Origin of the sequence: Brevibacterium permense, from assembly GCF_013280495.1 — a bacterium.
GTDB lineage: Bacteria > Actinomycetota > Actinomycetes > Actinomycetales > Brevibacteriaceae > Brevibacterium > Brevibacterium permense.
Genome location: NZ_JABSSX010000002.1, coordinates 327,612 through 349,361, shown reverse-complemented (window position 1 = coordinate 349,361; position 21,750 = coordinate 327,612). Strand labels below are relative to the sequence as shown.

At 67.6% G+C, this 21,750-nt stretch carries 22 protein-coding genes; 9 read left to right on the top strand and 13 right to left on the bottom strand.

Annotated elements, in window-relative coordinates; all coding sequences use genetic code 11:
* Positions 1-18: 18 nt before the first annotated feature.
* The 7 genes from HK353_RS04435 (at position 19) to HK353_RS04405 (ending at position 6,682) form a co-directional block, all read left to right on the top strand.
* Positions 19-1,347, top strand: coding sequence for an NAD(P)-binding domain-containing protein (locus HK353_RS04435; protein WP_173152899.1), 1,329 nt, complete (start codon positions 19-21; stop codon positions 1,345-1,347).
* Entirely contained in the window at positions 1,344-2,408 is a 1,065-nt protein-coding gene (locus HK353_RS04430) for a flavin-containing monooxygenase (RefSeq protein WP_092013160.1), read from the top strand. Before HK353_RS04435 ends, HK353_RS04430 begins: the two co-directional genes overlap by 4 nt.
* Positions 2,409-2,454: 46 nt before the next feature.
* Complete coding sequence (locus HK353_RS04425) at positions 2,455-3,660, top strand: MFS transporter (RefSeq protein ID WP_200885294.1); 1,206 nt, start codon at positions 2,455-2,457, stop codon at positions 3,658-3,660.
* Between the two features lie 88 nt (positions 3,661-3,748).
* The gene (gene cmtR / locus HK353_RS04420; protein ID WP_039209032.1) at positions 3,749-4,102 is read left to right on the top strand and encodes a Cd(II)/Pb(II)-sensing metalloregulatory transcriptional regulator CmtR; all 354 of its coding nucleotides are present in this window, start codon (positions 3,749-3,751) and stop codon (positions 4,100-4,102) included.
* Entirely contained in the window at positions 4,099-6,015 is a 1,917-nt protein-coding gene (locus HK353_RS04415) for a heavy metal translocating P-type ATPase (protein WP_197678128.1), read from the top strand. Before cmtR ends, HK353_RS04415 begins: the two co-directional genes overlap by 4 nt.
* Complete coding sequence (locus HK353_RS04410) at positions 6,012-6,320, top strand: hypothetical protein (RefSeq protein ID WP_039209028.1); 309 nt, start codon at positions 6,012-6,014, stop codon at positions 6,318-6,320. Before HK353_RS04415 ends, HK353_RS04410 begins: the two co-directional genes overlap by 4 nt.
* Positions 6,321-6,526: 206 nt before the next feature.
* Complete coding sequence (locus tag HK353_RS04405) at positions 6,527-6,682, top strand: hypothetical protein (protein WP_157689074.1); 156 nt, start codon at positions 6,527-6,529, stop codon at positions 6,680-6,682.
* On the opposite strand, the gene HK353_RS04400 is transcribed toward HK353_RS04405, so the two are convergent.
* From HK353_RS04400 to HK353_RS04340, 13 genes are all read right to left on the bottom strand, one after another.
* Positions 6,671-7,102: an arsenate-mycothiol transferase ArsC gene (locus tag HK353_RS04400; protein WP_157689076.1), complete on the bottom strand. Its 432-nt coding sequence runs from the start codon at positions 7,100-7,102 to the stop codon at positions 6,671-6,673. The genes HK353_RS04405 and HK353_RS04400 overlap by 12 nt on opposite strands.
* 555 nt (positions 7,103-7,657) lie before the next feature.
* A complete protein-coding gene (locus HK353_RS04395) occupies positions 7,658-8,707 on the bottom strand; it encodes an ArsO family NAD(P)H-dependent flavin-containing monooxygenase (protein ID WP_173152894.1) in 1,050 nt (349 codons plus the stop codon).
* Complete coding sequence (locus tag HK353_RS04390) at positions 8,704-9,126, bottom strand: arsenate reductase ArsC (protein ID WP_166971866.1); 423 nt, start codon at positions 9,124-9,126, stop codon at positions 8,704-8,706. The genes HK353_RS04395 and HK353_RS04390 overlap by 4 nt, the downstream gene beginning before the upstream one ends.
* Before the next feature lie 17 nt (positions 9,127-9,143).
* The gene (locus HK353_RS04385; RefSeq protein ID WP_166971862.1) at positions 9,144-10,160 is read right to left on the bottom strand and encodes a metalloregulator ArsR/SmtB family transcription factor; all 1,017 of its coding nucleotides are present in this window, start codon (positions 10,158-10,160) and stop codon (positions 9,144-9,146) included.
* Positions 10,157-11,254 (bottom strand): ACR3 family arsenite efflux transporter, encoded by a 1,098-nt coding sequence (gene arsB, locus HK353_RS04380; RefSeq protein WP_166971860.1) that lies wholly within the window; start codon positions 11,252-11,254, stop codon positions 10,157-10,159. The genes HK353_RS04385 and arsB overlap by 4 nt, the downstream gene beginning before the upstream one ends.
* Positions 11,255-11,370: 116 nt before the next feature.
* A complete protein-coding gene (locus HK353_RS04375) occupies positions 11,371-11,931 on the bottom strand; it encodes a CueP family metal-binding protein (protein WP_245395767.1) in 561 nt (186 codons plus the stop codon).
* A 246-nt stretch (positions 11,932-12,177) separates the two neighbouring features.
* Positions 12,178-12,501 carry a metal-sensitive transcriptional regulator gene (locus tag HK353_RS04370; protein ID WP_173152888.1) on the bottom strand — a complete coding sequence of 108 codons (324 nt, stop codon included), beginning with the start codon at positions 12,499-12,501 and terminating at the stop codon, positions 12,178-12,180.
* A gap of 11 nt (positions 12,502-12,512) precedes the next feature.
* The gene (locus HK353_RS04365) at positions 12,513-14,663 is read right to left on the bottom strand and encodes a heavy metal translocating P-type ATPase (protein WP_173152884.1); all 2,151 of its coding nucleotides are present in this window, start codon (positions 14,661-14,663) and stop codon (positions 12,513-12,515) included.
* 89 nt (positions 14,664-14,752) lie between these two features.
* Positions 14,753-15,349, bottom strand: coding sequence for a YdhK family protein (locus HK353_RS04360; RefSeq protein ID WP_173152881.1), 597 nt, complete (start codon positions 15,347-15,349; stop codon positions 14,753-14,755).
* 148 nt (positions 15,350-15,497) lie between these two features.
* Positions 15,498-15,842 (bottom strand): hypothetical protein, encoded by a 345-nt coding sequence (locus HK353_RS04355; RefSeq protein WP_173152878.1) that lies wholly within the window; start codon positions 15,840-15,842, stop codon positions 15,498-15,500.
* Positions 15,843-15,891: 49 nt separating this feature from the next.
* Complete coding sequence (locus tag HK353_RS04350) at positions 15,892-18,105, bottom strand: heavy metal translocating P-type ATPase (RefSeq protein ID WP_217278276.1); 2,214 nt, start codon at positions 18,103-18,105, stop codon at positions 15,892-15,894.
* Between the two features lie 127 nt (positions 18,106-18,232).
* Positions 18,233-19,177: a hypothetical protein gene (locus HK353_RS04345; RefSeq protein WP_173152872.1), complete on the bottom strand. Its 945-nt coding sequence runs from the start codon at positions 19,175-19,177 to the stop codon at positions 18,233-18,235.
* Positions 19,177-19,386 (bottom strand): heavy-metal-associated domain-containing protein, encoded by a 210-nt coding sequence (locus HK353_RS04340; protein WP_173152869.1) that lies wholly within the window; start codon positions 19,384-19,386, stop codon positions 19,177-19,179. Before HK353_RS04340 ends, HK353_RS04345 begins: the two co-directional genes overlap by 1 nt.
* Positions 19,387-19,537: 151 nt before the next feature.
* Between HK353_RS04340 and HK353_RS04335 the strand changes: the two genes are divergently transcribed.
* Both HK353_RS04335 and HK353_RS04330 read left to right on the top strand, forming a co-directional pair.
* Positions 19,538-19,975, top strand: a complete 438-nt coding sequence (locus HK353_RS04335; RefSeq protein ID WP_173152866.1) for a DUF6153 family protein — start codon at positions 19,538-19,540, stop codon at positions 19,973-19,975.
* Between the two features lie 206 nt (positions 19,976-20,181).
* Entirely contained in the window at positions 20,182-21,705 is a 1,524-nt protein-coding gene (locus tag HK353_RS04330; protein ID WP_173152863.1) for a multicopper oxidase family protein, read from the top strand.
* The last annotated feature ends 45 nt before the right edge of the window (positions 21,706-21,750 follow it).

The window sequence follows — 21,750 nt, the reverse complement described above, 5'->3', positions numbered from 1 at the left end:
ATCGAAGAACATCAATACATGGAGGTTGAAGTGAATCCCGTCGTCGTTATCGGGGCCGGTCCGCAGGGCCTGGCCGCTGCTGCTCATCTGCTCGAGCGAGGCCTGGAGCCCGTGGTCCTGGAGTCGGGCGACGGTCCGGCATCTGCGGTATCCGAGTGGGGCCACGTCCGCCTGTTCTCGCCGTGGTCCGAGCTCATCGACCCAGCGTCGCGCCGGCTGCTCGAGCCGACCGGTTGGAGCGCGCCCGAGACCGGCTACCCGACCGGCGCTCAGTGGGTCGAGGAATACCTGGCCCCGCTGGCCGAGACGCTGAGCGACCGTGTTCGCTACAGCTCCCGCGTCATAGGCGTGGGCCGCAAGGGCCGCGACCTCTCGGTCGACGCCGGCCGCGCGGAGCAGCCGTTCGTCGTCCACGTCCGCCGCGCCGACGACACTGAAGAACGGCTTGAGGCCAAGGCTGTGGTCGACGCCTCGGGCACCTGGCGGGCACCGAGCCCGGCGGGCGCGGAGGGACTGCCCGCCCTCGGCGAACAGGCCGCCGTCGAAGCCGGCCTACTTGATCACCGCACGCCGAGCCGCGAGGAGGCCGCCGAACTGGCAGGCAAGCACATCGTCGTGGTCGGCAGCGGCCACTCGGCCGCGACCGCGATCGGCGACCTCGCGACAGTGGTCCGCCGCGAGCCGGGCACCCGGGTGACCTGGGCGCTGCGCCGCGGTACCGTCGGCAACGCCTTCGGCGGCGGTTCCGCCGACGAACTGCCCGAGCGCGGTGCCCTGGGCCAGCGAGCGAAGAAGGTAGTCGAGGATGGCTTCATCGACCTCGTCACCGGATTCCGTACCGAGCGGGTCCTCGTCGAAGACGGTCGGGCGGTGCTCGTCGCCGAGGACGGACGCCGACTCGAACCCGCGGACCGAGTGGTCGTCGCGACGGGCTTTCGTCCCGACCTGTCGTTCCTCTCCGAAGTCCGACTCGACCTCGACGTGCGCCTGCAGGCTCCGACGAAGGTCGCCACTGAGGTTGATCCGAATCTTCATTCCTGCGGCTCAGTGCGCGCCACGGGGGCGACCGATTTCGCCCACCCGGAACCGGGCTTCTACATCGTCGGCGAGAAGTCCTACGGCCGCGCTCCAACGTTTCTAGCGATGACCGGATACGAGCAGGTCCGCAGTGTCGTCGCCGAGCTCGCCGGCGATCACGAGGCGGCTGACCGTGTCGAGCTGGAGCTGCCCGACACCGGCGTGTGCGGCGGATCGGGCCTGTTCGACGCCCCGGAGCAGGCGACGTCGGGCGGGTGCTGCACACCCGCGCCCCAGCTGGTCCAGATCGGCACGAGGACCGACGGATGAGCCGCGGTCGCCTGTTGATCGTGGGCGGCGGGCAGTCGGGCCTCGCCGCGGCCCGTGCTGGGCGTGACCGCGGCTGGGAGCCGGTGGTGCTCGAGGCCGGTGACGAGCCGGTTGGGTCGTGGCCGCGCTACTACGACAGCCTGCGGCTGTTCTCCCCGCGCCGGTACAGCGCCTTCCCGGGTCACCGGTTCCCCGGCGACCCCGACGGGTACCCGGGCCGCGACGAGGTCGCCGACTACCTCCGCGGCTACGCAGAGTGGCTGGGCGTCGAGGTGCGGACCAATGCTCGCGTCACCGAGGTCGCCGCCGACGGCCCGGGCTTTGCCGTGGAGCTGGCCGATGGGAGCAGCCTGGTCGGGGATGCACTCATCGCTGCCTCGGGGTCGTTCGCCAACCCCTACGTGCCGATGATCCCCGGCCGGGAGAAATTTCAGGGCCGGGTCCTGCACGTGGCCGACTACCGGTCGCCGGAGGAGTTCGCCGGTCAGCGGGTCGTGGTCGTCGGTGCGGGCAACTCTGCCGTCCAGATCGCCCACGAACTGGCCGACCACGCGGAGACGTCGCTGGCGGTGCGGGACCGTGTCCGGTATGCGCCGCAGGTCATTGCCGGGCGCGACCTGCACTGGTGGTTGCGGTTCACCCGCGCTGACCTCCTGCCGCCGTCGGTCCTCGCCAGGATCATCACAGGCACACCGATCATCGACGACGGACAGTACAGGGCTGCGCTCGAGGCGGCACATCCAGACGAGCGGCCGATGTTCGCCAATTACGTCCCGGACGGTGTCGCGTGGCCCGACGGCTCGCGGGAGCGCGTCGACTCAATAGTCTTCGCGACAGGCTATCGGCCGCACATGCCGTACCTGCGATCTCTCGGCGTCCTCGATGAGGCCGGCGCGCCGAGGCACGATCGCGGCGTCTCGACCGTGCTGCCTGGCCTGGCGTTCCTGGGCCTGGAGTTCCAGCGCTCGTTCTCGTCGAACACCCTGCGCGGTGTCCACCGCGACGCGGGTTACGTCGTCGATGCCCTGGCCAGGCAGTCGAGGGGCGTCGTCGTTGGCTGAGGCTGTTGTGCGGCCCGGGCGGGGAAGGGTGCTGGCTGCGCTGTGCGTGACCGAGATCGTCTCGTGGGGCTTGCTCTACTATGCTTTCCCGGTCCTGGTTCCGCGGATCAGCTCGGACACTGGCTGGTCGTCGGTGGCCGTGACCTCGGCGTTCTCTGTGGCCCTGGCTGTGTCGGCGTTGGCCGGGGTGCCGGTCGGGCGCTTTATCGATCGGCACGGACCCCGTCTCGTCATGACGGCTGGCTCGGGTCTCGGCGTCGTGACGCTGGTGGTGATTGCCGCGTCGCCGAATCTGTTGGTGTTCGTCGTCGGTTGGGCGCTGGCCGGAGTCGCCATGGCCGGAGTGCTCTACCCGCCGGCCTTCGCCGCGATCACCGGCTGGTTCGTTGCGGGCCGACTCGGCGCGCTGACCACGCTGACGCTGGTGGCAGGACTGGCGAGCACGGTCTTCGCGCCGTTGACCGCAGCCGCGTATGACCAGCTGGGATGGCGAGGCACGTACTTCTGGGCGGCGGTCGTACTGGCGGTCCTCACGGTCCCGGTCCACTGGCTCGTGCTGCGACGCCCCTGGCCCCGCCCGGTGCATGTCGACGCGGAGGAGCCAGAGGCTGAGAAGGCATACGCTGCCGGCGTCGTGCGGGACTCACGGTTCCGGTTGCTTGCCGCCGGACTGACCTTGGTGGCCCTGGCGATGTACGCCGCGTTGCTGGCTCTGGTGCCGCTTATGCTCGAGCGCGGCCTGAGTCCTCAGGCCGCCGCCTGGGTGCTCGGCCTCGGCGGACTCGGGCAGGTCGCCGGTCGGCTCGTCTACACCGCTCTTGCCCGGCATGCCTCGCTGACCGTGCGCACCGTGACCGTGTTCGGCCTCGTCACCGTCAGCACCTCGGTGCTCGCTGTGGTCCCCGGGCCGGTTGGTCTGCTGGTCGCGGCGTCGATGACCGCCGGGGTCGGGCGCGGCATCGCGACGCTGCTCCAGGCGACCGCGGTCACTGATCGGTGGGGCGCACGCGGATACGGCCGCCTCTCCGGCGTCCTCGGCCTCCCGGTCCTGCTGGCCACCGCCTTGGCTCCCGGGGCCGGTGCGGTCCTTGCCGAGGTCACCGGCAGCTACGCAACCGGTTTCGCGGTCCTGGCCGCGGTGGCCGCCGTAGGGACCGTCCTCACGGTCGCCAGCACACACGGCAGGGCGACAACCGCCGGTCGGATGCGCCCGCTGGATATGCAGGTCGGCGAGTTCCGCCGTCAATCCTGAGGTCATCGAGGGGATCCCCGGGGTGGGATCAGCGTCGAGCCAACATAAGGATCGACAATAGTTCAGCGGCCACTGTATAGTTCAGTGCATGCTGACTATTGCTTCACGCCTCGACGTCATGAATCGACTCGGCCGGGCCATGGCGGACCCGACCCGCTCTCGGATCCTGATGACCCTGCTTGCCGGCCCGAGCTACCCGGCCGTGCTCTCGCGCGAGCTAGAGCTGACCCGTTCGAACGTCTCGAACCATCTGACCTGCCTGCGCGACTGCGGGATCGTCGTGGCCGAGCCCGAGGGGCGGCAGACGCGCTACGAGATCGCCGACCCGCACCTCGCGGCGGCGCTGACGGCCCTGATGGATGTGACCCTCGCGGTCGACGAGCACGCGCCGTGCGTGGACGCCGAGTGCACTGTGCCGGGCTGCTGCGAGTCGGGCGCGTGAGCGCGGCGTGCGGCTGCGACGAGCCGGAGACTCAGACCGGGGAGGAAGCCGAGGAGGAGCAGGGGCGTCCCTGGTGGCGTGATGCCGGGATCATGGTCCCGGTCTTCTCTGGCGTCGCGTTCTTAACTGGCCTGGTGCTGGAATGGTCGGGGCTGGAGGTCCCGGCGTTGGTGCTGTTCTGGATCGGTCTGCTGTTGGGCGCGTCGACGTTCACCCCGGGCGCGATCCGGAAGCTGTTCAAGGGCAAGCTCAGCATCAGCCTCCTGATGACGATCAGCGCGATCGGCGCGGTCATCCTCGGCTACGTCGAGGAGGCCGCTGCGCTGGCGTTCTTGTACTCGATCGCCGAGGCACTGGAGGACAAGGCGATGGATCGCGCCCGCGGCGGGCTGCGGGCGCTGCTCAAGCTCGTCCCGGAGACCGCCACGATCCGCCAAGGCGGCGCATCGGTCGAGGTCGCGGCCAAGGATCTCGCTGTCCGTCAGTTCATGCTGGTGCGGCCGGGCGAGCGGATCGCGACCGACGGCATCGTCCGGACGGGACGATCCAGCCTGGACACCTCCGCGATCACCGGCGAGTCGATCCCGGTCGAGGTCGAGCCCGGCGACACGGTGTCGGCTGGGGCGATCAACACCGCCGGCGCGCTGGAAGTCGAGACGACCGCTGCGGGCACCGACAACTCGCTGACCACGATCGTCGACCTGGTGGAGAAGGCGCAGGCGGAGAAGGGTGACCGCGCCCGCCTCGCCGACCGCATCGCCCGACCACTCGTGCCCGGTGTGTTGATCCTCGCCGTCCTGGTGGCGGTCATCGGGTCGCTGTTCGGCGACCCGGAGCTGTGGATCACCCGCGCCCTCGTGGTGCTCGTGGCGGCCTCGCCGTGCGCACTGGCGATCTCGGTGCCGCTGACGGTGGTGGCCGCGATCGGGTCGGCGAGCAAGTTCGGCGTGATCATCAAGTCGGGTGCCGTGTTCGAGCGGTTCGGCGTGATCCGCCACGTCGCCGTGGACAAGACTGGCACCCTGACCCGCAACGAGCCCGCCGTCAACGCGGTGCTCACCGCCGACGGAGTGACCGAGGCGCAGGCGCTGGCGTGGGCGGCCGCACTGGAGCAGCACAGCACCCACCCGCTCGCTTCGGCGATCACCGCCGCCGCACCGGGTACGCCTGTGGCCGATGCCGTGACCGAGCAGGCAGGTCACGGCATCGAAGGCACCCTCGACGGCGCGCGAATCACGGTCGGCAGCCCGCGCTGGCTCGACGCCGGGAGTCTCGGCGATCGGGTCGCGGGTCTGGAGGAGCAAGGCATGACGGTCGTGATCGTGCACCGTGACGGCACCGCCGCGGCTGCGATCGGCGTCCGCGACGAGCTGCGCCCCGAGGTCCCCGAGGTGGTCCGCACCCTCGCCGGACAGGGCGTCGAGGTGACGATGCTCACCGGCGACAACGCCCGCACCGCCCGCGCCCTGGCCGCGCAGGCCTGGATCGATGACGTGCGCGCCGAGCTGCGCCCCCAGGACAAGGCCTCAGCGATCGCCGAGCTCGGCGAGAAGAACGGATCGGTCGCGATGATCGGCGACGGCATCAACGACGCCCCGGCCCTCGCGGCTGCGGACATCGGCATCGCGATGGGTGCCACCGGTTCCGATGCCGCGATCGAGTCAGCCGACGTCGCCTTCACCGGCCACGACCTGCGTCTGCTCCCGCGCGCGTTCGACCACGCCCGCCGGGGACGGCACATCATCAACCAGAACATCGTTCTGTCGCTGCTGATCATCACCGTCCTGCTTCCGCTTGCCTTGTTCGGTGTCTTGGGGCTTGCCGCTGTGGTGCTCGTGCATGAGATCGCAGAGGTCGTCGTGATCCTCAACGGCCTGCGTGCCGCCCGGGCCCGGAAGGAGCAGATCTCGTGAAGGTCGAACTGCTCCACATCGTCGACTGCCCGAACACGGCCAGCGCCGAAGCCAACGCACGCGCAGCACTGGATGTTCTCGGACTCACGGCCGTGCCCATCCAATTGGTCACGATTCACACCGAGGTCGATGCAACGAACGCGCAGTTCGCAGGCTCGCCCACGATCCTCGTCGACGGTGTCGACCTGTTCCCAACGACACCGGTTCGTTCGCTGGCGTGCCGGGTTTATGCCACAGGGAAGGGGTTCGCTGGCGCACCTGGTCAGGAGCAGATCGAAGCGGCGCTGCGCGCGAGACTGGATTGACGGCCAGCGGTGAGTGCCATTAGTTGCTCAATTCGGTATTGAGCTCAACGGGGACATGCGGATAACCCGTAGCCGGATGGGCGCGCCGGCGCACCGGCTGATGATGGAGTGAATGTCGAGCGGGTGGGAGGCGATCGTGGACGCAATCGGCCTTTGGCATCCATATGTGCAGTAACTTGAGTGCTGCTGGTGACGAGTCTCTCCTGGTGAAGCCGACGGCCGAGGCGACCGGCACCGTCGCCAGCGACTTCGCCGTCCTCGCTGACCTTGAGGAGGTGTTCAGGATCGCCAGCGCGCCAGAGAACGTCCAGGCGGGCGAAGGCGACGACGGCGAGGGGTGCGTGGCCGGCTCAGGGCTCTGACGTCTTGACAAGCCCCGCGGCCAGGCAACGGACCTTCTCGGCGAGCTCGTCGCGGACCAGGCGCATTCGTTCCTCGCCCTCGATCCCTCGCGCCGAGGGCTCGTCGATCGTCCATGTCTCGATGGTCCCGGCCATCCCCGGCACGGGCTCGACGACGGCCTCGTCGCCGATGACGACGACGCGGTCCGCAGTCTGCAGCATAGTGGGATCGATCGGCTTCGGGTGCTCGTCGGCCATGCTAGCCCCGACCTCGGCGACAGAGGCAGCGGACAAGGCATTGAGCGCTGTCCCGGGGGAGGTGCCGGCCGAGTGCACCCGGACGGAGTCGCCGGCGACCTGGCGCATGAGTGCGGCGGCCATCTGCGACTTGCCTGCGTTCTTGACGCAGACGAACAGGACGGACGGCTTCTTCTCGATCACGATATCTACCTTTGTTCAATAGTTGGTAAGAACGACGTTGAGCTCGTGGACACTTGCCGCGATGTCATCGCGGCCGAGCAGTCCCGGCATGCCGGCGGCTGGCCAACGTCGAGGGTCCAGTGGACGGCGTTCATGTCCACCACTCATCAACAGGGGCGCGCCAGTCGGATCAGCACGACGCGGCTGCGGACTCTGGCCCAGTGGCTGCAAATTCACGCCAACGTTGCTCAACTCGGTGCACGGGGATGGACTCGGCGAAAGCGTCGCGGCAGGTCGAGCAGCAGATCTTCCGGCCATCGGGCAGCAGGCGCGTGGGCGAGCCCACGGCGTTCTGGCGCACGCGTTCGTCCGTACAGACTATCGCATGATCCCGGCACAGCGCTGCGCCGCAGTGCCGGCAGAAGGCGACGGCGGGGACAGAACTCTGCCCGGCCGTTTCGTGTTCCCAGCAGTCCATCTGCCACTCCTTGATTCGATGATGATCTATATGGAATCTACGCGACGCATCGATAGACGTCAATATCATCTGCGCCATCGATACGTCCGACATCAGCGTTAAGTCCTAGCCATCCGAGCGCCGATCTCGGCGACGGCGGGCTTGGCGGTGCGAGCCGCGCCGATGATGGTGGCGGAGGCGAATCCGGTCCAGTCGCCGTAGCCGAGCAATTGCAGCCCGGGGTGGTCGATGCTCCGAGTGCCGTCGGTGGCGGGATGGCCGTTCTCGCGTGTCAGTCCGAGCCCGCTCAGGTGGCCGAGGTGAGGGCGGAAGCCGGTGCACCAGATGATCGCATCGCACTCGTGCTCTCGGCCGTCGTTCCAGGAGACTCCCGTCGGGCTGAGGCGGTCGAACATGGGCGAGCGGTCCAGGACGCCGTGATCGCGCGCCGCCTGCACTGGAGGCACCATGACGATGTCTCCAAGTCCGGCCACACCGTCGTGGTCCCGGCCAGAGCGACGGGCTGCCTCGCGGGCAGTAGCGACGTCGAAGAGTACTCTGCCGTCCACCTCGTCGGGCATGAACAGCGGCGGACGACGCGTCACCCACAAGGTCTCGGCGACTGTGGAGACCTCGGCGAGGATCTGCGCGGCCGAGTTCCCTCCTCCGACGACCACGACCCGTCGGCCGGCGAACATGTCAGGGGAGTCGTAGTCGACGGTGTGCAGCTGCCTGCCGGTGAACGTGTCCTGACCCGGGAAGTACGGCAGATAGGGACTCTGCCACGTGCCAGTGGCACTGATCACCACAGAGGCATTGAGAGAGCCTGCGTCCGTGTCCACGATCCAACGATCATTCTCCCGGCGGACGCTGGTGACGCTGACCGACCGATGCATAGGCAACTCGTAGCGTTCCTCGTATCGTTGGAGGTAGTCCACGACGTGGTCGGCGGTGGGGAACGTCTCGCCGACCTGGGCGGGCATCGACCAACCGGGCAGGGGGCTGTACTGGGCCGGGGAGAACATTCGCAGCGACTGCCAGCCGTGTTGCCAGGCTCCTCCCGGCTGTTCCTGGTCGTCGAGGATGACGAAGTCCAAGCCGGCGCGGCGGAGGAAATATCCCGCGGCGAGACCGGCCTGGCCTCCTCCGATGACGACGACGTCACTCACGCCCGCGCCGGGTCCTGGCCGAGCAGCTCTGCGGTGAGCGTCTCGATCCGAGACCTGATCTCGTCGCGAATCGGGCGCACCGCCTCGATGCCCTGACCAGCGGGATCGTCGAGCTCCCAGTCCTCGTAGCGCTTGCCGGGGAAGTACGGACAGGCGTCACCGCAGCCCATCGTGATGACGACGTCGGAGTCCTGCACGGCCTCGGCTGTGAGCACCTTGGGCTGCTCGGCAGTGATGTCGATCCCCACCTCGAGCATGGCCTCGACAGCGACCGGATTGATCTGCTCGACGGGCATCGACCCGGCCGAGCGAACCTCGATGCGGTCCCCGGCGAGGTGGCGCAGCCAGCCGGCAGCCATCTGGGAACGGCCGGCGTTGTGGACGCAGACGAACAGGACGGAGGGCGTGCGATCGTTCATATCTGTGCTTCTCTCGTTCATTCGGTGGTGAAGGTGGGGAGGAGTCGGCTGACGCGTGTAGCGATGTCGTCGCGGATAGCGGCGAGTCCCTCCGGCGATGCCAGGGCCGGGTCGCCGACAGCCCAGTCTTCGTACCGGACTCCGGGGACGACGGGGCAGGCGTCGCCGCAGCCCATGGTCACCACGACATCGGCGGCGCGAATGGCGTCGTCGGTGAGCGGCTTGGGGAACGCCTCGTCGGCGGCCTCGCGGTCGATCTCGGCGACGAGGTCGCGCACGTGCGGGTGGATGCCCGCCGCCGGGGTCGAGCCGGCGGATCGGGCGACGACCCTGCCCTCGGACAGGCTGCGGGTCAGCGCCGCGGCCAGCTGGGAGCGACCTGCGTTGGCGACGCAGACAAACAGCACCTGAGGCGGTGCGGTTGCTCGGTTGCGGGTGAGGTCAGCCAGTCGCTGCCGAGCGAAGCGTTCGCTCAGGGGCACCAGGTAGCGTGTGATCTTCGCCGACCGGGCCAGCGCCGTGTACGATTCCCGGACGATGCTGGTGACGGTATCCCGCGGCAGCTGCGACGTCGCGTTGGCGAGGTCGGCGGCCAGACGCTCGATGTGCTCGTCCATGCTCTCCAGCTCTGCGGCGGCCGTCGTTTCCGGTTCCATGCTGGGGGCGACGGCCGCCGGTGCGAATCCTTCGAGCAAGGCGGCGACAGCGTCACTTTTCCCTGGCGCGATGCTGTACCAGACCCAAGTCCCACGGCGCTCGGAATCGAGCAGCCCCACTGTCCGGAGGACCTTGAGGTGGTGGGAGACGGTCGGCTGTGAGACGTCGGCGAGGTCGGCGAGATCGCATACGCACGACTCGCCGCGAGGATCGGCTGCGATCGCCGAGAGCATCCGCAGACGCAATGGGTCGGCGAGGGCTTTGAGGGTGCCCGCGAGTGTCGCGGCAACCTCCTGGCCGAGGGCCGTCGAGATCGGCGTCACTTGGGGCAGGCAGTCTTCATCGGGGGCGGCTGGCGTCAGGGCGATGTCGGTCATGACGTTCGTACCTCCTGGTTATAGGGATCGGTGCGGAACCACGCCTTGGCGGCCCAGAGGGAGACGTAGACGAGGCCGACGAGGACGGGCACCTCGATGAGCGGTCCGACGACGCCGGCCAGTGCCTGGCCGGAAGTCGCGCCGAAGGTGCCGATCGCGACGGCGATGGCGAGCTCGAAGTTGTTGCCCGCCGCAGTGAATGCCAGTGTCGTCGACCGTGCATAACCGAGGCCGATGCCTTTGCCCAGCAGCAGGCCGGCGAACCACATGACGGCGAAGTACACCAGTAGCGGCAGAGCGATCCGGACGACGTCCAGCGGCCGGCTCGTGATCTGCTCACCCTGGAGGGCGAACAGCAGTACCACAGTGAACAGCAGCCCGTACAAGGCCCATGGTCCGACCTTAGGAACAAATTTCTCCTCGTACCAGTCCCGGCCCTTGCGCTTCTCACCGATCCAGCGCGAGGCGAATCCCGCGACCAGGGGCACTCCGAGGAAGACGAGGACGTTGAGGGCAATCTGGCCCATCGACACCTCGAGCCCTTGTGTGTCCAGGCCGAGCCAGCTCGGCAGGACGCTGAGGTAGAACCAGCCGAGGACGGAGAACATGACGACCTGGAAGACCGAGTTGATCGCCACTAGCACCGCGGTCGCCTCGCGGTCGCCGCAGGCCAGGTCGTTCCAGATCACGACCATGGCGATGCAGCGGGCCAGACCGACGATGATGAGCCCGGTGCGGTACTCGGGAATGTCGGGCAGGAGCAGCCAGGCCAGGGCGAACATGATCGCCGGCCCGGCGAGCCAATTGAGTACCAGAGAGGAGATGAGGAGCTTCTTGTCGCCGGTGACGGCGGCGACTTTGTCGTAGCGGACCTTGGCCAGGACCGGGTACATCATCACGAGAAGGCCGAGCGCGATCGGCATGGAGATCCCGCCGATCTCCATGTGCGACAGCAACTCCGAGATTCCAGGAATGAATCGTCCCAGAAGGAGGCCTGCGACCATCGCCAGCCCGATCCACAGCGGCAGCCACCTGTCCAGGGTCGAGAGCCGTCGCGTCACAGGGGGTGCAGTGAGAGATGCTTGATTAGACATGCCTCTATATTGAAGGATATCGATTCAATCAGCAAGTCAGTCGTGCTCACCCTCCGAAACCGCGGCTCGCCCATCGCGGTGATCTGCAGCTCCTCGCCATTTTCAGCGTCCGGGCGTCAAGTCAGCTGAAGACCAGTCAAGCAGGTGGGGTCGTCGATGCGGGTCGAAATGTCCTGCTTCGCGATGCGGTCTCCGGTGCTGACCGTGAGCGTCGCGTCAATGCCGCGGGGCAGCCAGAGTCCGACGAATCCGTTGTCGTAAGTCGTGAGTGTTTCATCGAGGATGGTCTTCCCGGACGTCGCCTCGACCACGGTGACGTCGACGTCAGTATTGGCGAGCTCGCCGCGGCAAGTAGTGAGGCTGTGAAAGTAACATTCGTGAGTCTGGCCGCGATATGGGGCGATAGAGACGTAGAATTCGTCTTCTGGCATCGGCAGAGTGGTTTGATTGTTCTGATCGTCGGTCAGGACGAGTTGGTCGGGTTCAATCGAAGCGATGAGTTCAGACGAGCGATCTGCCACCTTCGTTGTGTCGAGGCGCTTGATGATTTCCCGTGCATTCAGTCCGTCTAGATTATGCTCGACCACCAGTGAGTGATCGGATCCTGCGTCAGCGGACGGTTCCGCATCAGCACAGCCGCTGAGCAGGAGGACGGCGCTGGTCGCCAGCGCAGTCATGGTCGCGCAGAGTCTCAGGCGGCTCCTGGAGGGCTGGATCGGAGTAACAATGGCAAGGGGCATGCCCAACTCTTTTCTCAGGTGAAGGTGTTCATGTCGTCAGGTAAGACCTAAAGCAGCCCGATTTCGCCGGTGCCAAGGGCAAGACGAAGCGCAGCGCACGCCTGCCAGGAGACATCGAGAGCCTTGTCTTGACCTGGGGCGCAACCGGTCCGAGGCATCCTGTATTGACGAAATCGGATGGTGTCAGGAGCGTACGAGGCGATTGATGGCGTCGCTGGCTTCCTGGATCTTGGCGATGGCCGCGTCCTCATCGCCTTGCTTGGCGGCGTCGAGCACGCAGTGCTTGAGGTGGTCATCGAGCAGGCCGGTCGCCACTCCCTGCAGGGCGCGGGTCAAGGCGGAGACCTGGGTGAGGATGTCGATGCAGTACTTCTCGTCGTCGATCATCTTGGTGATGCCGCGGGCCTGGCCTTCGATGCGCTTCATGCGGTTGCGGTAACGGTCCTTGTCGCTGATGTAACCGTGCTGGTGCGCCCCGGTCTCATCGGTTGCAGTGTCGGTGTTCATGGGTGTGTCCTTCACTTCTGGTGCTCCAGGACGGAGCGAGTGCTGGCATCTGGGGTGAGGTCGATGCGACGCAGCAGCTGGGCATTGAGCGCGACGACGACAGTGGAGATCGACATCAGGATCGCGCCGACCGACATCGGCAGGACGAACCCGACAGGTGCGAGCACGCCCGCCGCGAGCGGTACAGAGAGCAGGTTGTATCCGGCAGCCCACCACAGGTTCTGCTTCATTTTACGGTATGCGGCACGGGAGAGCTGGATGACCGACAGGACGCTGCGCGGGTCGGAGCTGGCGAGGATGACGCCGGCAGAGGCGATGGCGACGTCTGTGCCTGCCCCGATGGCGATACCGACGTCGGACTGCGCCAGCGCAGGGGCATCGTTGACGCCGTCGCCGACCATCGCGACCCTCTTGCCCTCGTCCTGAAGCGCAGCGACCTTTGCGGACTTGTCCTCGGGGCGGACGCCGGCGAAGACACGGTCGATGCTGAGTTCCCGGCCAACCTCGTTCGCCACGGCCTCGGCGTCGCCGGTGATCATAACGACCTCGACGCCGAGCTCATGGAGGGCGTCGACGGCGTCGCGGGACTCGGGCCGGACCTCGTCGGCGAGCTTGAGGCCGCCGATCACTTGGCCGTCGCGGAGGACGTGCAGGATGATCGCACCCTCGGCCCGCCACGCGTCGGCCGTGTCGACCTCGTCCTGCCCGGTCTCCTCGAGCAGCCGTGGACCGCCGACGCGAATCTCCTGGTCGGCCACGGTCGCGGTGACGCCGACTGCCGGGGAGGAGGAGAACCCACTGGCCGGCTCGAGGGCGAGGCTCTTCTCCTTGGCGGCGGTGACTATGGACCGGGCGAGCGGGTGCTCGCTGTCGGCCTCGGCCGCGGCGGCCAGGGCGAGCACCTCGTCGGAGTCCAGGTCGCCGGTCGATTCGACGCCGGTGACGGTGGGCTCGCCCTTGGTCAGGGTGCCGGTCTTGTCGAAGAGCACCGCATCGACCTGGCGCATGGACTCCAGCGCGAGGCGGTCCTTGACCAGGACGCCGCCGCGGGCGGCGCGCTCGGTGGCGATGGAGACCACCAGCGGGATCGCCAGGCCCAGCGCGTGTGGGCAGGCGATGACGAGGACGGTGATGGTGCGAATGACCGCATCGTCGGGGAGCCCGAAGAGAGTCCAAACGACTGCGGTGATCAGGGCAGCACCGAGGGCGAACCAGAACAGCAGGGCGGCGGCGCGGTCGGCGATGCGCTGGGCGCGGGAGGAGGAGCCCTGCGCCTCGGCGACGAGCCTGTTGATGCCCGCCAGAGCCGTGTCGTCGCCGGTGGCGGTGATCTCCACGCGCAGGCCGGAGTCAGTGGCCACGGTGCCAGCAGTGACGTTCTCGCCTTCGCCGCGGGCGACGGGGCGTGATTCGCCGGTGATCATGGACTCGTCCATATCGGCGCGACCGTCGACGATGGTGCCGTCGGCGGGGACGCTGCCACCGGGGCGGACGACGACGATGTCACCGACGCGGAGGTCGGCGGGGTCGACCGTGACGACGTCGTCGCCCTCGACGCGCTCGGCCTCGTCAGGCAGCAGCGCGGCCAGGGAGTCCAGCGCCGAGGTCGTCTGGGCCAGGGAACGCATCTCGATCCAGTGGCCCAGCAGCATGATGACGATCAGCAGTGCCAGCTCCCACCAGAACTCGAGCTCGTGGTGGACGAGGCCGAGAGTGGCGGCCCAGGAGGCGAGGAAGGCGACGGTGATGCCGAGCGCGATGAGCAGCATCATCCCCGGCTGGCGGCTCTTCAGCTCGCTGACGGCACCGGTGAGGAACGGGGTGCCGCCCCAGGCGTACATGACGGTGCCGAGGACTGCGGCGACCCAGCCTGCCCAGCCGGGCACGGAGTACCCGAGGAGCATGGCGAACATGGGGGAGAACGCGACCACCGGGATGGCGATGACGAGGTTGATCCAGAACAGCCTGCGGAACTGGCCGACGTGGTCGCCGTGGCCCGCATGACCACCATGACCACTGCCGTGATCGCCGTGCCCGGCGTGGTCACCGTGTTCCATGGTGTGGCCGTCGTGCTCGGCGTGCGAGTCGTTAACGTGGCCGGACTCGGTGGTCGCGACACCGTCGTGGTCATGGTGATGGTGATGCGTGGTCGGGTCCGTCATTGCTCTTCGCTTCCCTCGTTCTTCCCCGGTCTTTCCTTCGATCGGGTCGTGTCTCGCCGCGGACCTTGAATGGGCCCGCGGCGACCGGCTCAGGAGGCCGGCTTGATCTCGCTCTCGACGACCCATTTGTGGTTGGTCATCGTCATGCCGTCGGACTCGTAGTCGACCATGTAGACGGTCTGGTCGGTGGAGGAGGCGATGGTGGCCTTCGCGCCCTTCATGCCCTCCATGTGTTCGGCCTCGAGAGTGACCTCGGTGCCGTCGGCCAGACGCTGGTCTCCGGCGTCCTTGATCTCTTCCTGCACGACCCACTTGTGATCCTTGACCGGATTCCCGCCGGTGGTGGGCGTGAAGTTCACCGCGTAGGTGTAGGTGTCGAACGCGCCGGCGATCGTGGCGTTTGCGCCGTCCATGCCCTCCATGTGTTCGGCGGTGAGCGTGACCTCGGTGCCGGCCGGGTACTTCGGCGACGCAGCCTTCTCGATGCCCTCGGGGGCGGGGCCGCCGTCCATCGGATGCTCCATCCCGCCGCTGTCAGAACTGCTGCCACTGCTTCCGTGGCCCTCGTGCTGGCTGGTCGATGAGGGGGTCGCTTGGTCCTGGTCTCCTCCGTTGCTGCAGCCGGTGAGCACGAGTGCTCCGCCGAGCACTCCTGCGGCGACGGTGGTCATGAGGCGCTTGCGCATAAAGTCTCCTATTCATTCTGGCCCGATCAACATTATACCCCTCTGGGGTATCGGTCAAATATCGATCGGCGGGCGTGGAATCGCTCAGCTACGATCCAGTCGACCCGGGGCGGCAGCAGTGATGCTGCAGCCCCGGGTCGTCGAAGGATCAGGCCATGTTGGCGGCGTACTTGGCTGGATCGGAGTCGAAGGTCGGTCCGCAGCCTGGGCAGCAGAGCCAGAAGCGCTGCCCGTAGTAGTCGCGGAATAGGCCCTTTTCTTCGGCGTCCTGCTTGTTGACCGGATTGCCGACCATGACGGGGCAGGTGGTCATGTCGTCGTCGCTTCCTTCGACGAGAAGGTTATCGCGATGTCCGGAATCGGCGGCGGGGTTCTCTGCGCCGATCATGCCGCCGCAGCTGGAACCATCGCTGACAGGTTCCTCGGCGGCGGATGCCTTGGCTGCGGGGGAAGTGCTGCAGCAGCTGGTGGATGCCTGGTCTTCGTTGCTCATTCTCGGTGAATGCCTTTCGTGTGTTCGGATGATGATCGGTTCTGCGGCGTCACTGCTTGGCGACGCTGCGGAACCCGCGCAGGCGGAGGCTGTTTCCGACGACGAAGACGCTGGAGAACGCCATCGCCGCGCCTGCGAGCATGGGGTTGAGCATGCCCAGCGCTGCGACCGGGATGGCCGCGACGTTGTAGGCAAACGCCCAGAACAGGTTCGACTTGATCGTGCCCAGGGTCCTGCGGGAGAGCCGGATCGCGTCGAACGCGGCCATCAGGTCCCCGCGCACGAGCGTGATGTCGGAGGCCTCAATGGCGACGTCGGTGCCGGTGCCCATCGCCAGGCCCAGGTCGGCCTGGGCCAGCGCCGGGGCGTCGTTGACGCCGTCGCCGACCATCGCGACGACCTTCCCCTCGCCCTGCAGGCGGGTGACGACGTCGACCTTGTCCTTGGGCAGAACCTCGGCGATGACCTTCTCGATGCCGACCTCGGCGGCGATCCGCCGGGCGACGGCCTCGTTGTCGCCAGTGAGCAGGACCGGGGTGAGGCCGAGACCCTTCAGGCCGGCGATGGCCTCGGCGCTGGTGGGCTTGACGGCGTCGGCGACGACGAGGATCCCGCGGGCCTGTCCGTCCCAACCAACGGCGACGACAGTCTTGCCCTCGTCCTCGGCTGCGGCCTTGGCGGCGGCGACATCGGGGGAAAGGTGCTGAGACCAGTCGGCCAGCAGGGACTCCCGGCCGACGAGCACGCCGCGGCCGTCGACGACTCCCTGGACGCCCTTGCCCTCGATGTTCGCAAAGTCCTCGGGCGTGGGCAGCGGCCCGACCTTCTGGACTGCTCCCTTGGCGATGGCCTGGGCGATCGGGTGCTCGGAGGCGTCCTCCAACGCGCCTGCCAGGCGCAGCAGCTCGGTGCGGTCGACGCCGGGCTCGGTGATCGCCTCGACCAGGGTCATTTTGCCGGTGGTGACGGTGCCGGTCTTGTCCAGCACCACAGTGTCGACCTTGCGGGTGGATTCGAGGACCTCGGGGCCTTTGATGAGCACGCCCATCTGCGCGCCGCGGCCGGTGCCGACTAGCAGTGCGGTGGGGGTGGCCAGGCCGAGGGCGCAGGGGCAGGCGATGACGAGGACCGCGACCGCTGCGGTGAAGGCGGCGGAGACGGGGAATCCGGCACCGAGCCATGCGCCGAGGGCGATGACGGCGATAGCGATGACGATCGGGACGAACACGCCGGAGATCCGGTCGGCCAGGCGCTGGACCGCGGCCTTGCCGGTCTGGGCGTCCTCGACGAGTTTGGCCATCTGCGCCAGTTGGGTGTCCGATCCGACGCGGGTGGCGCGGATGACCAGGCGGCCGCCGGCGTTGACGGTCGCGCCCGTGACCGGGTCGCCAGCGACGACCTCGACCGGCACGGACTCTCCGGTGAGCATAGAGGCGTCCACGGCCGATGTCCCGGATACGACGGTGCCGTCGGTGGCGATCTTCTCGCCGGGGCGGACGACGAATTCGTCGCCGACGGCCAGCTCGGAGGTCGGGATCTTGACCTCGGCCCCGCCGCGCAGGACCGAGACTTCCTTCGCGCCGAGCTCGAGGAGAGCGCGCAGTGCGGCACCGGCCTGGCGCTTGGAGCGCTTCTCGAAGTAGCGGCCGGCCAGGATGAACATCGTCACCCCGGCGGCGGCCTCGAGGTAGATGTTGCCCGCGCCGTCGGACGGAGCGATGGTGAATTCGAAGGGATGTGTCATCCCCGGGGTGCCGGCGGTGCCGAGGAACAGGGCGTAGAGCGACCACAGGAACGCCGCGGTCGTGCCCATGGAGATGAGGGTGTCCATGGTCGCGGTGCCGTGGCGCAGGTTGGTCCAGGCCGCCTTGTGGAACGGCCAGGCCGCCCACACGATCACCGGTGCGGCCAGGGCCAGAGAGGCCCACTGCCAGTAGGTGAACTGGAGCGCGGGAACCATGGCCATGGCGATCACCGGGACGGTGAGCACGATCGCGCCGATGAGGCGGTGCTTGAGCGATGTCAGTTCGGAGTCGGGAGCTTCGCCGTCGTTGCCGGTCGGGCCCGATGACGTCGCGTCCTTGGGCTTGGGCATGGCGGCGGTGTACCCGGTCTTCTCCACCTCGGCGACCAGCAGGGCGGGGTCGTAGCCGGCGGGCACGGTGACCTTGGCCTTCTCGGTGGCGTAGTTGACCGTGGCGGAGACGCCGTCGAGCTTGTTGAGCTTCTTCTCGATCCGGTTCGCGCAGGAGGCGCAGGTCATCCCGCCGATCTCGAGTTCGATGCCGGCGTCCGCGACCAGCGGCGTTTCGGTGTTCGTTGCAGCTTGGGTGCTCACTGCAAGTCCTTTCCTGTTGCTTCTTTCGTCGACGGACTGGCCCTTTAGGGGGTCAGTGGCCGCCCGAATGCGATTCATCGTCTGCCTGGTTACCGTCGCCGTGCCCGGCGTCGAGCACGAATTCGGCGGTGCGGACCTGCCCGTCGACCTGGAAGTCCAGGTACAGCAGGTACCGGCCGGCGGTGGGGACCTCGGCGGCGAAGCCGACGTCTGGTCCTCCGGTCGATCCCGCCTGGGGCTCTTCGCCGGCGGGGTGAACGTGCAGGTAGGCCAGATCGCCCTCTCGCAGCGCGACCAGGTGGCCGTACGCGCCGAGGTAGGGCTGGAGTGCGGTGACCGGCTTGCCGTTGCGCTCTACGGTGGCTGTCAGTTCGCTCGTGCTTCCGGCGGCGAGGTCACCATCGAGGGTGACGGTGTACCCGTCGACCTCGACGGTGCGCGAGACAGTCGCTTCGACCGGGGCGTAGTCGCCGGCGACCTCGACAGCGCGGGTGAGCGTGACCCCCTCGGCGTCCTGCCCGGCTGTGAAGTCGGCGTAGACGCGGTAGGTTCCCGCCTCGTCCCAGCTCCACGATGACTCCGACCAGGTGCCGGTGGCCTCGTCCAAGTCCGGGTGCACGTGGCGGAACTGCGTCCCGTCGGTGCGCACCACGATCAGGTGCAGATCCTTCTCATGGGTCGTCGTGTACTCCGTCACCGGCTGCCCGTCCTCATCGAGGATCCGGAAGCTCAGCGTGCCGGCATCATTGGTGCCCGAGGGGGCCGTGACGGGGGAGAGGATGTAGCCGGCAGCGCTGGCCGAGACGCCGTTCATCGCGTGCTCCTTGTTTTGCTCCTCCGTGTCGCTGTGACCCTCGCCGTGGGCGTTCGAGTCGCTGCTCTTGGCCCAGGCGGTCACGACGCTGTCGGGGACGGCGACGCCGGCGAGCCCGAAGGCTGCGCCGAACGCCACCACCAGCCCAGCGCCGTAGGCCGCGAGCCTGACTGGTGCCTTCATCAGACCCGGACCGCCGTGTAGCCGGCTTCCTCGACAGCGGCCAGGACCTTCGCGTCGTCGACCTCGTCGGAGGCGGAGACGACGAGCTTGCCGGTCTGTGCGCTGACCTGGATGTCGGTGACACCGGAAATCTCGCTGACCTCCTCGCGGACCGACATCTCGCAGTGCCCGCAGGTCATGCCCGTCACCTGGTATTCGTTCGCAGCCATCGGATAGCCTCCTCAATCTGGGTACCCCCGGCGGGTACCTATGTGAGTGCAACCGTATACCCCTTGAGGGTATTCCTGCAAGGCGGGCCGGACTCGCCGGTGAATGGTCCCGCCGCGTCGAAGGGATACGCCTCCGGGGTATGCTTTGGGTGTGGAGACCGTGACCGATGAACCCCGCCGCAGCCGGCACTGGCTTCAGCTGGTCGTTCTTGCGGCGCTGCTGATCACGGGTCTTCTCGGCATGCACGCGCTGGTCGGCGGGCCGGCAGCGGCGACGACCTCCACGGCGTCGCCTGCTCACGCATCCTCGTCTTCTCCCGGCATGACGGGCATGACGACTACCGCCTCCATGTCGAGCGCGTCCGGAGCACAGGGCCTGGTGCGCGGCTCCGGCGGCTGCGCAGACGCCATGAACAGCGGCGACTCCACCTGTGTCTCCGCGCCTACGGCCGAGAGCATTCCGGCCCTCCCCGTTCCGTCCGTCGCGGCTGTGCCCACACCCGTCTCTGCGCCCATGCCGGCTCCGCCGTCCGAGACGCCTCGCCGGTTCGCGCTGACGCATCTGGAGCTGTCGATCTACCGAACGTGAGCATTGAGGAGCGCCGATGCGGCGCTCCTCAGCCAGCAATCTCGGCGGGTTCACGACCCTGCCGTGCCTGCCACGACACCGTGTCCAAAAACGCTGGCCCTTCTTCCGAGGCCAAGCAGCCCTGCGCCTCCGACCACCCATGATCGTCGAGCGCGCAGGCGCGATCTCGTGGCCCCGTTCACCATCGACACAGAAGGACATCACCCATGCACTCCACCCTGAACCGCAGGCAGTTCCTGTCCGTCAGCGCACTGACGCTGACCGCCGCCGGCCTCGCCGGATGCAGCACCACTACCACCAAGACAACCTCGTTCGTGAGGCCCACCAGCGCTGCGGTCACCGCCGCGGAGGCGAAGCGACGCAGCACCGGTACCGTCGTGCAGCGCGCGCTGACTGCCGAACCGGTCACCCTCGACCTCGGCGGGAAGACCGCGAAGACCTGGGCCTACCGGGGAGCCTCGGCGGCCCAGCCGCTGCGCGGCAACGTCGGCGACACCCTGAAAGTCGCCTTCACCAACGATCTCCCTGACCCGACCAGCGTCCACTGGCACGGACTGGCGCTGCGCAACGACATGGACGGAGTGCCGAGCCTCACCCAGGATGCCGTGAAGCCCGGCGGGTCGTTTGATTACGAGTTCACACTGCCCGCATCAGGCACGTTCTGGTTCCATCCCCACGTCGGCACGCAACAAGACCGTGGCCTGTATGCGCCGCTGATCATCGATGACCCGAACGAGAAGGGCGACTACGACAAGGAATGGGTCATCGTCCTTGATGACTGGCTCGACGGCGTCACCGCGACGCCGGACGAGGTGATGAAGCAGCTCGGCCAGGGAATGATGGACCACGATAGTGGGGGACACGGTGACATGGAGATGGGCCCGATGCGAATGGGCAACACCCTCATGGGCGCGACCTCGCCTCTGCTCGGCGGCGACGCAGGCGACGTCTACTACCCCCTCTACCTGATCAACGGCAAGCCCGCCAATGACCCGCAAACCTTTGCCGCCAAGCCCGGAGAGCGGATCAGGCTGAGGATCATCAATGCTGGCGGCGACACCGCTTTCCGCTTTGGCGTCACCGAGCACGAGATGACGATCACGCACTCCGACGGATTCCCCGTCAAACCCCTCAAGGCAGAGAGCCTCGTTCTTGGAATGGGGGAGCGCTACGACGCGATCATCACCGCCGGCGACGGCGCATTCGCAGTCATCGCCGAAGCCCTAGGGAAGCAGAACCAGGCCCATGCTGTTCTGCGCACTGGGTTGGGAAGCGCGCCCGCGAAGGACGTGAAGCTGCCCCAGCAGAAGACCCCCGCCACCGCGGACATCCTCAAAGCAACCAGTTCAGTCGCTCTGCCGAAGCGCGCCGTCGACCGCACTCTCTCACTCGAGCTGACCGGTGGCATGGAGAAATACGACTGGGCGATCAATGGCAAGCGCATGAACATGGACAAGCCGATGCGCGACGCCCTCGGCATCGTCGAAGGGGAGCGGGTCGCCCTCGAGTTCAAGAACTCGACGACGATGTGGCATCCGATGCATCTGCACGGGCACACCTACCAGCATCCAGGGGGAGGGCCGCGCAAGGACACCTCGATCGTTGTTCCCGGCACAACGTTGCGGGTCGAGTTCGATGCCGACAATCCCGGACGGTGGCTCTCGCACTGCCACAATGTCTACCACGGGGAAGCCGGGATGATGACGACGATCGCCTACCAGGTCAACTGAAGCATCGGGGCCGCGAACCTCTTCGGGTGCGCGGCCTGCGACTCA

Excerpts from the sequence above, each read along its gene's own strand:
- HK353_RS04435 (WP_173152899.1), top strand. The coding sequence starts at position 19 with ATGGAGGTTGAAGTGAATCCCGTCGTCGTTATCGGGGCCGGTCCGCAG.
- HK353_RS04430 (WP_092013160.1), top strand. The coding sequence starts at position 1,344 with ATGAGCCGCGGTCGCCTGTTGATCGTGGGCGGCGGGCAGTCGGGCCTC.
- cmtR (WP_039209032.1), top strand. The coding sequence starts at position 3,749 with ATGCTGACTATTGCTTCACGCCTCGACGTCATGAATCGACTCGGCCGG.
- HK353_RS04390 (WP_166971866.1), bottom strand. The coding sequence starts at position 9,126 with ATGAACGATCGCACGCCCTCCGTCCTGTTCGTCTGCGTCCACAACGCC.
- HK353_RS04385 (WP_166971862.1), bottom strand. The coding sequence starts at position 10,160 with ATGACCGACATCGCCCTGACGCCAGCCGCCCCCGATGAAGACTGCCTG.
- arsB (WP_166971860.1), bottom strand. The coding sequence starts at position 11,254 with ATGTCTAATCAAGCATCTCTCACTGCACCCCCTGTGACGCGACGGCTC.
- HK353_RS04375 (WP_245395767.1), bottom strand. The coding sequence starts at position 11,931 with ATGACTGCGCTGGCGACCAGCGCCGTCCTCCTGCTCAGCGGCTGTGCT.
- HK353_RS04370 (WP_173152888.1), bottom strand. The coding sequence starts at position 12,501 with ATGAACACCGACACTGCAACCGATGAGACCGGGGCGCACCAGCACGGT.
- HK353_RS04365 (WP_173152884.1), bottom strand. The coding sequence starts at position 14,663 with ATGACGGACCCGACCACGCATCACCATCACCATGACCACGACGGTGTC.
- HK353_RS04360 (WP_173152881.1), bottom strand. The coding sequence starts at position 15,349 with ATGCGCAAGCGCCTCATGACCACCGTCGCCGCAGGAGTGCTCGGCGGA.
- HK353_RS04355 (WP_173152878.1), bottom strand. The coding sequence starts at position 15,842 with ATGAGCAACGAAGACCAGGCATCCACCAGCTGCTGCAGCACTTCCCCC.
- HK353_RS04350 (WP_217278276.1), bottom strand. The coding sequence starts at position 18,105 with ATGACCTGCGCCTCCTGCGCGAACCGGATCGAGAAGAAGCTCAACAAG.
- HK353_RS04345 (WP_173152872.1), bottom strand. The coding sequence starts at position 19,177 with ATGAAGGCACCAGTCAGGCTCGCGGCCTACGGCGCTGGGCTGGTGGTG.
- HK353_RS04340 (WP_173152869.1), bottom strand. The coding sequence starts at position 19,386 with ATGGCTGCGAACGAATACCAGGTGACGGGCATGACCTGCGGGCACTGC.
- HK353_RS04330 (WP_173152863.1), top strand. The coding sequence starts at position 20,182 with ATGCACTCCACCCTGAACCGCAGGCAGTTCCTGTCCGTCAGCGCACTG.